This is a genomic window from Thioalkalivibrio sp. ALE10 (assembly GCF_000381385.1).
In the GTDB taxonomy this organism is placed as follows: domain Bacteria; phylum Pseudomonadota; class Gammaproteobacteria; order Ectothiorhodospirales; family Ectothiorhodospiraceae; genus Thioalkalivibrio.
The window spans coordinates 186,810-198,697 of record NZ_KB906450.1 but is presented as its reverse complement, the minus strand read 5'-3'; the positions used below and the strand labels follow the sequence as shown (position 1 = coordinate 198,697).

12 protein-coding genes are annotated in these 11,888 nt (G+C 67.9%); 9 read left to right on the top strand and 3 right to left on the bottom strand.

Annotated elements, in window-relative coordinates; translation table 11 throughout:
• Positions 1-45 precede the first annotated feature (45 nt).
• A complete protein-coding gene (locus F788_RS0100985) occupies positions 46-1,059 on the top strand; it encodes a class 1 fructose-bisphosphatase (RefSeq protein ID WP_018868797.1) in 1,014 nt (337 codons plus the stop codon).
• A 372-nt stretch (positions 1,060-1,431) separates the two neighbouring features.
• Here F788_RS0100985 and F788_RS0100980 read toward each other — a convergent pair whose 3' ends face one another.
• The 3 genes from F788_RS0100980 to F788_RS0100970 form a co-directional block, all read right to left on the bottom strand.
• Entirely contained in the window at positions 1,432-2,733 is a 1,302-nt protein-coding gene (locus F788_RS0100980; RefSeq protein WP_019588981.1) for an acetyl-CoA carboxylase biotin carboxylase subunit family protein, read from the bottom strand.
• A 33-nt stretch (positions 2,734-2,766) separates the two neighbouring features.
• The gene (locus tag F788_RS0100975; RefSeq protein WP_019588980.1) at positions 2,767-4,776 is read right to left on the bottom strand and encodes a CocE/NonD family hydrolase; all 2,010 of its coding nucleotides are present in this window, start codon (positions 4,774-4,776) and stop codon (positions 2,767-2,769) included.
• 94 nt (positions 4,777-4,870) lie between these two features.
• Positions 4,871-5,878 (bottom strand): 2-hydroxyacid dehydrogenase, encoded by a 1,008-nt coding sequence (locus tag F788_RS0100970; protein ID WP_019588979.1) that lies wholly within the window; start codon positions 5,876-5,878, stop codon positions 4,871-4,873.
• A gap of 157 nt (positions 5,879-6,035) precedes the next feature.
• On the opposite strand from F788_RS0100970, the gene F788_RS0100965 reads away from it, so the two are divergent.
• The 8 genes from F788_RS0100965 to F788_RS0100930 all read left to right on the top strand — a co-directional run bounded on the left by F788_RS0100965 (position 6,036) and on the right by F788_RS0100930 (position 11,820).
• Complete coding sequence (locus F788_RS0100965; protein WP_019588978.1) at positions 6,036-7,148, top strand: sulfite reductase subunit A; 1,113 nt, start codon at positions 6,036-6,038, stop codon at positions 7,146-7,148.
• Positions 7,145-7,618: a cyclic nucleotide-binding domain-containing protein gene (locus F788_RS0100960; RefSeq protein WP_019588977.1), complete on the top strand. Its 474-nt coding sequence runs from the start codon at positions 7,145-7,147 to the stop codon at positions 7,616-7,618. Before F788_RS0100965 ends, F788_RS0100960 begins: the two co-directional genes overlap by 4 nt.
• The gene (locus F788_RS0100955) at positions 7,608-8,483 is read left to right on the top strand and encodes an FAD/NAD(P)-binding protein (RefSeq protein ID WP_019588976.1); all 876 of its coding nucleotides are present in this window, start codon (positions 7,608-7,610) and stop codon (positions 8,481-8,483) included. The genes F788_RS0100960 and F788_RS0100955 overlap by 11 nt, the downstream gene beginning before the upstream one ends.
• Positions 8,480-9,268, top strand: coding sequence for an oxidoreductase (locus tag F788_RS0100950; RefSeq protein ID WP_019588975.1), 789 nt, complete (start codon positions 8,480-8,482; stop codon positions 9,266-9,268). Before F788_RS0100955 ends, F788_RS0100950 begins: the two co-directional genes overlap by 4 nt.
• Positions 9,265-10,563: a Ni/Fe hydrogenase subunit alpha gene (locus F788_RS0100945; RefSeq protein ID WP_019588974.1), complete on the top strand. Its 1,299-nt coding sequence runs from the start codon at positions 9,265-9,267 to the stop codon at positions 10,561-10,563. Before F788_RS0100950 ends, F788_RS0100945 begins: the two co-directional genes overlap by 4 nt.
• 68 nt (positions 10,564-10,631) lie before the next feature.
• Positions 10,632-10,904, top strand: coding sequence for a BrnT family toxin (locus F788_RS0100940; RefSeq protein ID WP_018878197.1), 273 nt, complete (start codon positions 10,632-10,634; stop codon positions 10,902-10,904).
• Between the two features lie 25 nt (positions 10,905-10,929).
• Positions 10,930-11,139, top strand: coding sequence for a type II toxin-antitoxin system BrnA family antitoxin (brnA, locus tag F788_RS0100935; protein ID WP_019022609.1), 210 nt, complete (start codon positions 10,930-10,932; stop codon positions 11,137-11,139).
• A 210-nt stretch (positions 11,140-11,349) separates the two neighbouring features.
• Positions 11,350-11,820, top strand: coding sequence for a hydrogenase maturation protease (locus F788_RS0100930; protein WP_019588973.1), 471 nt, complete (start codon positions 11,350-11,352; stop codon positions 11,818-11,820).
• The last annotated feature ends 68 nt before the right edge of the window (positions 11,821-11,888 follow it).

Here is an 11,888-nt window from a genome sequence, read left to right as displayed (position 1 = left end):
AGTGCCCCGATGTCGCACGGACTCACAACCATCAGGATCGGCAATATGCATATCGGCACGACACTGACCAACTACATCATCGAAACCCAGCGCGGGATCCAGGGCGCCACCGGCGAGTTCACCGGCCTGCTCAACGACATCGCCACCGCGTGCAAGAAGATCTCGGCGCTGGTCGACAAGGGCGACCTGGTCGGCGTCCTCGGCTCGGCCGGTTCGGAGAACGTACAGGGCGAGACCCAGAAAAAGCTGGACATCATCACCAACGAGGTGTTCATCGAGGCGCTGTCGCACAACGGTCATGTCGCCGGTCTGGCGTCCGAGGAGCTGGACGAGATCCTCGAGCTGCCCAAGGACGCCCCGCGCGGCCACTACCTGGTGCTGTTCGACCCGCTGGACGGCTCCTCCAACATCGACGTGAACGTCTCCGTCGGCACCATCTTCTCCATCCTGAAGGCACCGGAGGGTGTCGAGAACCCGAAGACCGAGGACTTCCTGCAGCCCGGCACCACCCAGGTGGCCGCCGGCTACTGCCTGTACGGCCCGTCCACCATGATGGTGCTGACCACCGGCCAGGGCGTGAACATGTTTACCCTGGACAAGGATTTCGGCGAGTTCCTGCTGACCAAGGAAAAGATCCACATCCCCGAGGACACCCAGGAGTTCGCCATCAACATGTCGAACATGCGTTTCTGGGAAGCCCCGATCAAGCGCTATGTCGACGAGTGCCTGGCCGGCAAGGAAGGCGCGCTGGGCAAGGACTACAACATGCGCTGGGTCGCCTCCATGGTCGCCGAGGTGCACCGCATCCTGTCGCGCGGCGGTGTCTTCATGTATCCGCTGGACTCCAAGACCACCGCCAAGGGCCAGGAAGGCAAGCTGCGCCTGATGTACGAGGCCAACCCGATGAGCTACATCGTCGAGCAGGCCGGCGGTGCCTCCACCACCGGGCGCCAGCGCATCATGGACGTCCCGCCGAAGGACATCCATCAGCGCGTGCCGGTGGTGCTGGGCGCGAAGAACGACGTGGAGCGCGTGACCCGCTACCACAACGAGGGCTGACCGCGCCCCGGCGGCCGCGAGGACTTCGCGGCCTGCCGACCCGGCATTGCAGGGCCCAGCCCCTTCGGGGGACCGGGCCTTTTTTGCTGGCCCGTACGGAGGTTCGGGCCGCGCGAGAGCCAGCGCCGGCTGGCAGCCCGTGACGCCGATCGGCCGGAGGGCCGGCCTCCTACGGGTCAGGCATCAACCGCGGCAGGAGACGAGCCCCCTCGCCGATCCGGCCCGGGGAGGCATCAACCGGTAGGAGGCGAGCCCTCTCGCCGATCCGGCCCGGGGAGGCATCAACCGGTAGGAGGCGAGCCCTCTCGCCGATCCGGCCCGGGGAGGCATCAACCGGCAGGAGGCGAGCCCCTCGCCGATCCGGCCCGACGATCAGGTGATGACCGCCTCGCTGTCCTTCTCGATGTCGAACTGCAGAACCGACAGGGCCTCGTCGTACTTGTCCAGCAGATCCGCCCGGTCGCGGCCGCCGATGAACACGTTGGCGATCTCGAAGCTGTACATGTCCTGGCCCTGCAGGTCCTTGAGGTGCTGACCCGGCTTCACCGGGATCTTGACCTCGGTGCCGGGCTGGCGGGTCTTCAGCCGGGTGATGGCCTCGGGGCTGGGGATACGCCGCACGCGGCCGGCTTCATGGGTGCGGAACATGAAATGGGCGGCCACGTTGAACTCGCCGTTACGCTCCATCGGCCGCGGCTTGCGTCCCAGCGCCAGGTCCACCATCACGGAATGGTGCGAGATGCCGTGCACCTTCTCGAAGATGTCCGAATGAGCCTGGGAGATCCGCGGGTTGATCTCCAGCAGCCACACCTGGTCGCCGGTCTGGTCGTAGTAGAACTCGGCGTTGAACGGCGAGTTGTCCAGGCCGGTTTGCTGCACCGCCAGCCGCGCGAGATCCATCATGCGGTGCTGGATCTCCAGCGGCAGCGAGGACGGGTATTCGTAGCGCGAGAACGACGAGCCGTCCTGTTCGGTCACCGAGTCGACCACGCCGTAGACATTCACCTGCCCGTTGTAGCTGTACCCCTCGAGGGTGCACTGCCAGCCGCCGATCGGCGATTCAGCCACGAAACTCTCGGGCATCTCGGCGATTTCCGGCGGGGCGCCGGAGCGCTGCATGAGCCAGGCGAAGGGCCCGCCGATGAAACCGCCCTTCTCGCGGCAGATCTGCATGACCGACCGGAACTGTCGCTCGTCGTTGATCTGGAAGGCGAGAAACGAACGGAACGACTTGATCGGCTTGATCCAGAACGGCGGCAGCATGTCGAGTTTCGACCACGCATTCTCGTCATGCGGGTCGAAGGCCCGAAAGCGCGGGATATGGTCGGGGATCACCTTGCGCTGCTCGAGCCGGCTCCAGTACTTGTGCTCGCACTTGAGCACGGCCTCCAGCGAGGGGCCGGGCACGCCGAAGCGCTCGGCCAGCAACGGGACCATCACGGTGCCGGGGAAATCGTAGAAGCTGACGATGGCATCCACCGGCACCCCGGCCGCCTCGATGTTGCCGGCCGCACGTTCAATCAGCGCCTCCATGTCGAAGGACTCGACGTTGCGGATGTCGCTGAAATCCAGGGCCGAGTGGAACTCGCACTCGGCCGCCTGGGGCAGGCGCTCCAGCTTGGCCTGGTTGAAGGCGTCCATGCCAACGACAAAGACGTGCTTCTTTTCGCTCATGCTCTCCCCCCCGGTTTCCCGGTATTTGTCGGGTTACACCAGGTCGCGCGGGATGCTCTCGTCCCAGCTCTGCGCGTAGACGCGCACGTCACCCTCGTAGGCGTCCAGGGTGGCGCGGATCCGGAAGGTGTCGGGGGTAGAGGTGAGCACGGTGCGGGTCACCGTGCGCACCGACCAGTCATCACGCCGGAAATGCCGGGTCTGCACCACCTCGCCGCGCACGGTGTCGTAGGACTCGCTGCGGTAGCTGTAGCGTTCGTGCACCTCCCGGCCAAAGGCCAGGTCATTGTCATGCAGTTGCAGCACGGGGTCGTTGTTGATCACGTTCAGGGCGACCTCGTTGGTCGCCAGGTTGTGCTCGGTCTTCCATTCCCGGTGGGCCGGAGCCAGCAGAGTATGCCCCGGGGTGGGGGCATGCCGCGGCTCGCCGAGATCCCGCGGGACGGGGGTGTCGGCGTCGACCCGGCGTTCCGGCAGATGCAGGCAGCAACCTTCCAGATGCAGCGTCAGACGTGCGGGTTCCGGTGCCGGCCACGCCAGCGGCCAGTAGGAACTGGAGATTGACAGGCGAATCCGATGACCGCGGCGAAACCGCTGGGCCACCTCGTTCAGCCGGAACCGGACATGGTAGCGCCGCCCGGGCTCCAGCGGCTGCGGGTCCTCGTGCCCGTCGCGATGCGTCAGATTGCGGATGCCGAAGGTGACGCGCGTGGCCCGGTCCTCCGGGTCCACATCGGACAGGCGCGCGGCGACCTGGGCCACCGGACGATCAGCCTCGATCTCCAGTTCCAGTTCGGTATCGCCCAACAGGTCGAAGTCTTCGTCCAGCGGATCGGTCTCGAACACCAGTGCGCCGCCGTCTTCCAGGCGCTGGTCCGAAGGCAGGTCGGTGGTCTCGGCGTAGGAACACCACTTGCCGGCGAACAGCCCCACGCTCAGCGGGCTGCGGATGGTCAGGGTTTCCGCTTCGTCGGTGCGTTCGCCGCCGGCGACCAGGCGCCCCCGGGCCAGACCGAATTCGTGGTAGTGGATGTTGGGGCTGGGCCAGCGCTGCTCGGCGATCCACTCACCGGTGATCTCCGGGACCAGCGGGCTGCGCGCGTCGTGCAGCCACAGCCGTGCCATCGGATCGGCGTCCACGCCGCGGTCGATGCCCTTGAGCCAGTGGTCCCACCAGCGCACGCATTCGCCGAGGAAGTCGATGGTCGGCCCCGGCCCGCCCATGTGCGGATACTTGTGGCCCCAGGGCCCCACCAGCCCGGCGCGCGGTGCCTGCAGGTGCTCGAGCAGGCGGAACACCGTATTGGAGTAGCCGTCGGCCCAGCCGCTAACCGCCATCACCGGGACCTGGATGGCGCTGTAGTCCTCGCAGACCGAAGCGTGCTTCCAGTAGTCGTCGCGGCGCTGGTGCTCCAGCCAGTTGCGGATCCACAGGCCGGACCCCTCCAGCCGCTCGCGCCACATGTCGCGCCAGCGATCCTCGCCGACCACTTGCGGATCCGGCGGGCAGGAATTGAAACCGAACATGGTCGAGGCCCACGAGAGGTTGTCTGTCAGCAGGCAGCCGCCCATGTAGTGCACGTCGTCGGCATAGCGGTCATCCGACGAGCAAACCGAGATCACCGCCCCCAGTTCCGGCGGCTGCAGGGCCGCCAGCTGCAGCCCGTTGAAGCCGCCCCAGGACAGGCCGAACAGGCCGACCCTGCCGGAACACCACGGCTGCTGCGCGATCCAGCGGATCACCTCGAGGCCATCGTCGAGTTCCTGCTGCAGGTATTCGTCGCGCAGCACGCCCTCCGAGTCGCCGCTGCCGCGCAGGTCCACGCGCACCCCGGCGTAGCCGTGCGCGGCGAAGAACCCGTGCACCTCCGCATCGCGCAGGGCCTTGTGGTCGTTCTTGCGGTAGGGGATGTACTCGAGGATCGCCGGCACCGGGTTGTGCTCGGCGTCCTCCGGCAGCCAGATGCGGGCGGCCAGATGGCAGCCGTCGCTCAGGGTGATCCAGGTGTTCTCGATGACCCTTGCACCGTCGACCTCGCTCATCTTCTGTCCTCCCTGCCCGAATGGCCTCTGTTCAGGACATATATGGTGCCGGGCAGGGAAAATCAAGCGCCTCGATCGAGCGCCAGGCCCGTCATCACACCAGCCGGCCGGGCAGTTCCTCGTGGCCTTCCGGGTCGCGCGCCAGCACCTGCAGGTTGTGCACGGTGGTCTCGGCGATGCCGGTCAGTCCTTCGTGGGTGAGAAACGCCTGGTGGCCGGTGACCAGGACGTTGTCGCGGCGGGTCAGGCGGACCAGCCGGGCATCGGGGACACCGTCCGGGGTACCGGTCCAGTCGCGGAAGAACACCGGGCCTTCATCTTCGTAGACATCCAGACCCGCTGCCCCGAGCTGGCCCGAATCCAGCGCGGCCTCCACCGCATCGGTGTCCACCAGCGCCCCGCGCGCGGTGTTGATGAGAATGGCCCCGCGCGGCATGCGTGCCAGCGTGTCGGCGTTGATCATGTGGTGGTTGTCGCGCGTCAGCGGGCACATCAGGCAGACCACGTCGGAGGCCGCCAGCAGTTCATCCAGCTCAGTGTAGGTGACGCCGGCGGCCTGCAGTTCCGGATCCGGGTACGGGTCCATCGCGCGAACGCGAGCCCCGAAGCCGAGCATGATGCGGGCGAAGGCCGCGCCGATCTTGCCGATGCCGACCACGCCGACGCTGCGCTGTGCGACGTCGAAGCCGACCAGGTTGTTCAGCCGGAAATCGCCGCGCCGGGTGCGCTTCCAGGCGAAGTGGGTGTGGCGGTTCAGGGTCATCAGCAGCGCCACCGCGTGCTCGGCGATGGCATTCGGCGAGTACGCCGGGACCCGGGCCACGCGCATGCCGATGCGGCGTGCATGTTCGTCATCCAGGTTGTTGTGGCCCGAGCAGCGCAGGGTCACCACATGGATGCCGTGACGTTGCAGCCCGTCCAGGGTGGCCGCACACAGGTCGTCGTTGGTGAAGGCGCAGACCGCATCCGCACCGGCCGCGTCGCCCACCGTCTCCGGTGTCAGGCGGCGCTCGTCCAGTACCGGCTCCATGCCGGCCTCGCGCAGCATCGGCACCAGATGCTCCTGATCGTGTTGCTGGGCACTGAATACGGCGACCTTCATCCATTTCCTCCGGTGGCTGGCCCGGGTCGGGCCCTGGGTGGTGGCCTACAGCTTCGCACGACCGGGGACACGGATGCGCGTCGGGGCGACCGGGGGTTGGCCCGGTGGGGCTTCTGGCGCAATATGGAAAGCGTCCCATCGGGAACGGGAGTGGCCCGTGGAAGTGATCGCACCCCAAGCCGTAGATACGCTGATCCGCCTGCTGGCCTCTGATGGCTACGAGGTGGTGGGTCCGACACGGCGCGACGGGGCGATCGTCTACGACCGCGTGGAAGGACTCGACGATCTGCCGGCGGGCTGGACCGACGAACACGCCCCCGGCCACTACCGGCTGCGCGAGCGCGGGGACGGTGCCCTGTTCGGTTACGTGGTCGGGCCGCACTCCTGGAAGAAGTACCTGTTCCCCCCGCAGGAGACCCTGTTCCGGCTGACCCGCCAGGCGGACGGCAGCTTCACCACCGAGCCGGGCGAATCCGACGCGCCGCCGCGTGCGTTCATCGGCATGCGTGCCTGCGAGCTGGCGGCGATCGGCGTGCAGGACCGGGTGTTCCTCGGACAGGCGGTGCAGGATCGCGGCTATGCGTCGCGGCGCCGGGGCGTGTTCATGGTCGCGGCCCACTGTGCCGAGCCCGGCGGTACCTGCTTCTGTGCCTCTATGGATACCGGACCGCGCGCCCGCGAGGGCTTCGACCTGGCCCTGACCGAGGTGATCGACGCCACGCAGCACTTCCTGGTCGCCGAGGCCGGGAGCGAGGCCGGGCGCGCGATGCTCGACCGGCTGGAGCCGCGCCCGGGCACGGACGCCGAGCAGGCCGCCGCCGAACGGGTGTGGGCCGAGGCCCCGGAAAAGATGGGCCGGGAGATGCCCGGCGACGCCCGCGAGGTACTGAACCGGGCCTTCGAGCACCCGCGCTGGGAGGAGACCGCCGAGCGCTGTCTGTCCTGCTCCAACTGCACGCTGGTCTGCCCCACCTGCTTCTGCTCGCAGATCGAGGAGGTACCGGACCTGGAAGGCCAGCGCACCGAACGCGTGCGGCGCTGGGACTCCTGCTTCAACCAGGAACACTCGCATCTGGTCGGCGGCGCCCACCGCGACTCGGTAGCCGCACGCTACCGCCAGTGGATCACCCACAAGCTCGCGACCTGGCACGATCAGTTCGACACCTCCGGCTGTGTCGGCTGCGGGCGCTGCATCACCTGGTGCCCGGTGGGGATCGACATCACCGAGGAGGTGACGGCGGTGCGCCGCGACCCGGAGGGCCGGGCATGAACGAGCTGCTGGCGATCCTCGAAGACCAGCCGTTCTTTGCCGACATGGAGCCGGAACACCGGCGCCTGCTGGCGGCCTGCGCCGCGAAGCTCAGCTACCCGGCGGACACGCGGCTGATGCGCGACCACGAGCCGACGGAGACCTTCTGGCTGATCCGAGAGGGCCAGGTCGCGCTGGAGAGCCCGCTGCGCGAAGGCTGCGTGACCTTCCAGACCCTGGGGCCCGGCGACATCCTCGGCTGGTCGTGGCTGCTACCGCCGTATCGCGCCAGTTACGACGCCCGGGCGATCACCGATCTGCAAACCCTGCACTTCGATGCCGGCGTGCTGCGCGAACATATGGAGGCCGACCCGGCCTTCGGCTACAAGCTTATGAAACATTTTTCCGCACTGATCGTGCAGCGGCTGCAGGCCGCGCGGTTGCAGGCGCTGGACATCTACAGCCACGGAGGCCCCGGGGATGGAACCTGAGACCCTGCAGCCCCGCGCCGACAGCGCCCTGCCGGAACAGGCGATGGCGCCGCAGCCCTGGCGCATCCATTCCGTGCGCCCGGACGTCGCCAGCAACGAGGTGTTCAGCTGGACACTGTACCCGGAGCCGGGGGTCGAACCGGGGCAGCCGCCAGCGCCCGGGCAGTTCAACATGCTCTACCTGTTCGGCGTGGGCGAGGTGCCGATCTCGGTGTCTGCGATCACCGACGATGGCGGCATCGTGCACACCACCCGCGCGGTGGGCAGCGTGACCCGCACGATGCAGGAGCTGGGACCCGGCGCGGTGGTCGGCCTGCGCGGGCCGTTCGGCACGGCCTGGCCACTGGAACAGGCGCGCGGGCGCGACCTGGTGCTGGTCGCCGGCGGCATCGGTCTGGCCCCGCTGCGGCCGGTGATCCATGCGGCGCTGGAACGGCGCGACGACTTCGGCCATGTGGTGATCTGCTACGGCGCACGCTCGCCCGGCGACATGATCTTTCGTGACGAGCTGGACGCCTGGGGCGCGCGCGACGATCTCGACCTGCGCATCACCGTGGATCGCGGCACGGCCGCGTGGCGCGGCGATGTCGGCGTGGTCACCCAGCTGATCGACCGCGGCGGCTTCGACCGGCGCAACACGCTGGCGATGGTCTGCGGCCCGGAGGTGATGATGCGCTTCGCGGCGTCCTCGCTGGAGCGACGCGGCGTCAAGCCGGAAGACATCTTTGTCTCCATGGAGCGCAACATGCGCTGCGCGGTGGGCTTTTGCGGGCACTGCCAGATCGGTTCGCAGTTCGTCTGCCGCGACGGCCCGGTCTTCCCCTACCCGGTGATGGAGCCGGCCTTCCGGATACGCGAACTATGAGTGCCGAACGTCCGACCCTTGCCGTATTCAAGTTCGCCTCCTGCGACGGCTGCCAGCTCTCGCTGCTGGACTGCGAGGACGAGCTGCTTGCGGTCACCGACCGGATCCGGATCGCCCATTTCCCCGAGGCCACGCGCACCCGCATCGACGGGCCGTGGGACCTGACGCTGGTGGAGGGCTCGATCACCACGCCACAGGCGGCGGAGGAGATCCGCGAGATCCGCCGCGCGTCGAAGTTCCTGGTCACCATCGGCGCCTGCGCCACCGCCGGCGGCATCCAGGCCCTGCGCAACTTCGCCGATGTCGAGGCGTTCACCCGTCAGGTCTACGCCCACCCGGAATACATCGAGACCCTGGCCACCTCGGATGCGATCAGCCAGCACGTGCCGGTGGACTTCGAGCTGCGCGGCTGCCCGATCGACAAGTACCAGCTGATCGAGGTCATCAGCGCCTTCCTCTACGGTCGGCGTCCGCAGGTCTCCAGCGCCAGCGTCTGCGAGGAGTGCAAACGGGCGGGACAGGTCTGCGTGATGGTCGCCCACGGCACGCCCTGCCTGGGCCCGGTCACCCACGCCGGCTGCGGCGCGCTGTGCCCCGGCTGCCACCGTGGCTGCTACGGCTGCTTCGGCCCCAAGGAGACGCCCAATGCGCCCGGCCTGTCCGGGCAGCTGGAGGCCCTCGGCATGGAGCGCGCCACCCGCGTGCGCTTCTACCGCACCTTCAATGCCGGCGCCGACGCCTTCCGCGAGGAGAGCGAGCGCGAAGAATCAGGAAACGGACCATGAGCGAGACCCGCACCATCGAAGTCGACTACCTCGCGCGCGTGGAGGGCGAGGGCGCGATGTACGTGCGCACCGAGGGCGACCGCGTGGAGGAGGTGAAGCTGTCGATCTTCGAGGCCCCGCGCTTCTTCGAGGGCTTCCTGCGCGGGCGCGACTTCCGCGAGGCGCCGGACATCACCGCGCGCATCTGCGGCATCTGCCCGATCGCCTATCAGATGGGCGCCTCGCTGGCGATGGAGGACGTCTGCGGCGTGACCGTGGACGGCGTGCTGCAGGACCTGCGCCGGCTGGCCTACTGCGGCGAATGGATCGAGAGCCACGCCCTGCACGTGTTCATGCTCCACCTGCCGGACTTCCTCGGCTATCCCGACGCGGTCACCGCCGCGAAGGACCACCCGGACATGGTGCGCAACGGCCTGCGCATCAAGAAGATCGGCAACTCCATCCTGCGCATGCTGGGTGGGCGCGAGATCCACCCGGTCAATCTGCGGGTCGGCGGCTTCTACCGCACGCCGACGCCCGACGAGGTCGCCGGCCTGCGCGAGGACCTGGCCTGGGGCCTGGAGGCGTCCTGCGAGGTCGCCGAATTCCTCGCCACCCTCGACTACCCGAACCTGGAGCGCGACTACGAGTTCGTGTCGCTGGTGCACCCGGACGAATACCCGATCACCCACGGCCGGCTCGGTTCCGGCAGCGGCCTGGACGCCGCCATCCGCGACTACGACGACGTCTTCACCGAGGAGCACGTGGCCCACTCCAACGCCCTGCACAGCCACCGCTCCGACAGCGGCGAACCGGTCTTCATGGGTCCGCTGGCGCGCTTCGCCCTGAACCGCGAACGCCTCACCCCGCGCGCCGCCGAACTGGCCGAGCGCGCCGGGCTGGGCGCCGCCTGCCGCAACCCGTTCCGCAGCATCCAGGTGCGCATGATCGAGATCGTGCTCGCCTTCGAGGAGGCCCTGCGCCTGGTCGACGGCTACCGGGCCGCACCGGCCGAACCCGCGCTGCCGGTCACCCCGCGCGCCGGCACCGGCTTCGGCGCCACCGAGGCCCCGCGCGGCATCTGCTACCACCGCTACCGCATCGACGACGCGGGCATCATCACCGACGCCAGGATCGTCCCGCCCACCTCGGTCAACCAGCCCACCATCGAGGCCGACCTGCGCGAACTGGTGCAGACCCATCTCCATCTGCCGGACGACGAACTGCGCCACCACTGCGAGGTGGCCATCCGCAACTACGACCCCTGCATCTCCTGCGCCACCCACTTTCTCGACCTCACCGTCGACCGCCAGTAAGGCCCTGCGCGAAGGAACGCTTGACTCTACGAGAGCAAAAACCACCGTTCTGGTATAATTTCTAAACCATGAAGTCATTCGAGTTCGACGAACGGAAGAGTCGATCGAATCTGGAGAAACACGGCATCGACTTCGTGACCGCCCAGGCCCTCTGGCGTGACCCCGATCTGCTGGAGATCCCCGGCCGCACGGAGGACGAACCCCGCTTTCTGGTGATCGGTCGCATTGAAAGGAGGCACTGGACCGCCGTTGTCACTCACCGAGAGGCCTGCGTCCGTATCATTTCGGTACGCAGGTCGCGCAAAGAAGAGGTAGCGCTGTATGAAAGCGAAGACATTTGACGAGCGCTTTGACAGCGGAGAAGAGATGACCGATGCCCTGGACCTGTCCGGGGCCCAACGACCGCTGCGCAAACAACGGCGGGTAAACGTGGACTTCCCGGACTGGATGATCGAGTCCCTGGACCGAGAAGCCAGCCGATTGGGCGTCACCCGTCAATCCATCATCAAGATCTGGCTGGCGGAGCGGCTGGAAACGACCGCTGCTGCCCGGAAAAGCGAGGGCGCGCCGCGTTAGTCACCGCCAGGTATCGACTGGGAGCGCCCCGTGGCACGACCATCCGGACAGACCCCACGGGAAAAACGGCTGCCTGCGGCTTCCGAGGCAGACGGGCGGCGATCGGACCTGAGCGACGAACACCGCGAAGAAACTCTCAAGGCGGCAAGAAACACCCCCGTAGCACCTGAACACCCGCAAGAGGCATCCGCTGCCGCTCCCGACATGCCAATGACCGACAAAGAGGCGCTGGTCATCGGCATCGGCAACCCCTGGCGCGGCGACGACGGCATCGGCCACGCGGTAGTCGATGCACTCGAAGGCACCCCGGGCCTCGCCACCGCGAAAAGCCACGGCGAGCCCGCCGAACTCATGGAGCTGTGGCAGGGCCACGACCCGGTGATCCTCGTCGATGCCATCGTCACCGGCGCCGCCCCCGGCACCCTGCACCGCCTGGACGCCCGCGAGCCGCTGCCGCGCGGCGCCCGTTACTCCTCCCACGGCATCGGCCTGGCCGAGGCCGTGGAACTCGCCCGCTCCCTCGGCGAACTCCCGGACACCCTCATCGTCCACGGCATCGAGCCCGCCCGGCTCGAAGACGGCGCCGGCCTGTCACCGGAAATTGCCGATGCTGTCCCGGTAACCGCGGAATGCGTCCGCGCGGAACTGGCCGGCGAGTACTTCACCCGCCAGACATCCTGAACACGCCATCGAGTCAATCGCCAACACGCGCCACGTTGGGCACAATCGGTCCATGGTTACTCTGAGCC

Coding starts and splice junctions, on each gene's coding strand:
- F788_RS0100985 (WP_018868797.1), top strand. CDS start 46: ATGCATATCGGCACGACACTGACCAACTACATCATCGAAACCCAGCGC.
- F788_RS0100980 (WP_019588981.1), bottom strand. CDS start 2,733: ATGAGCGAAAAGAAGCACGTCTTTGTCGTTGGCATGGACGCCTTCAAC.
- F788_RS0100975 (WP_019588980.1), bottom strand. CDS start 4,776: ATGAGCGAGGTCGACGGTGCAAGGGTCATCGAGAACACCTGGATCACC.
- F788_RS0100970 (WP_019588979.1), bottom strand. CDS start 5,878: ATGAAGGTCGCCGTATTCAGTGCCCAGCAACACGATCAGGAGCATCTG.
- F788_RS0100960 (WP_019588977.1), top strand. CDS start 7,145: ATGAACGAGCTGCTGGCGATCCTCGAAGACCAGCCGTTCTTTGCCGAC.
- F788_RS0100955 (WP_019588976.1), top strand. CDS start 7,608: ATGGAACCTGAGACCCTGCAGCCCCGCGCCGACAGCGCCCTGCCGGAA.
- F788_RS0100950 (WP_019588975.1), top strand. CDS start 8,480: ATGAGTGCCGAACGTCCGACCCTTGCCGTATTCAAGTTCGCCTCCTGC.
- F788_RS0100945 (WP_019588974.1), top strand. CDS start 9,265: ATGAGCGAGACCCGCACCATCGAAGTCGACTACCTCGCGCGCGTGGAG.
- F788_RS0100940 (WP_018878197.1), top strand. CDS start 10,632: ATGAAGTCATTCGAGTTCGACGAACGGAAGAGTCGATCGAATCTGGAG.
- brnA (WP_019022609.1), top strand. CDS start 10,930: ATGACCGATGCCCTGGACCTGTCCGGGGCCCAACGACCGCTGCGCAAA.
- F788_RS0100930 (WP_019588973.1), top strand. CDS start 11,350: ATGACCGACAAAGAGGCGCTGGTCATCGGCATCGGCAACCCCTGGCGC.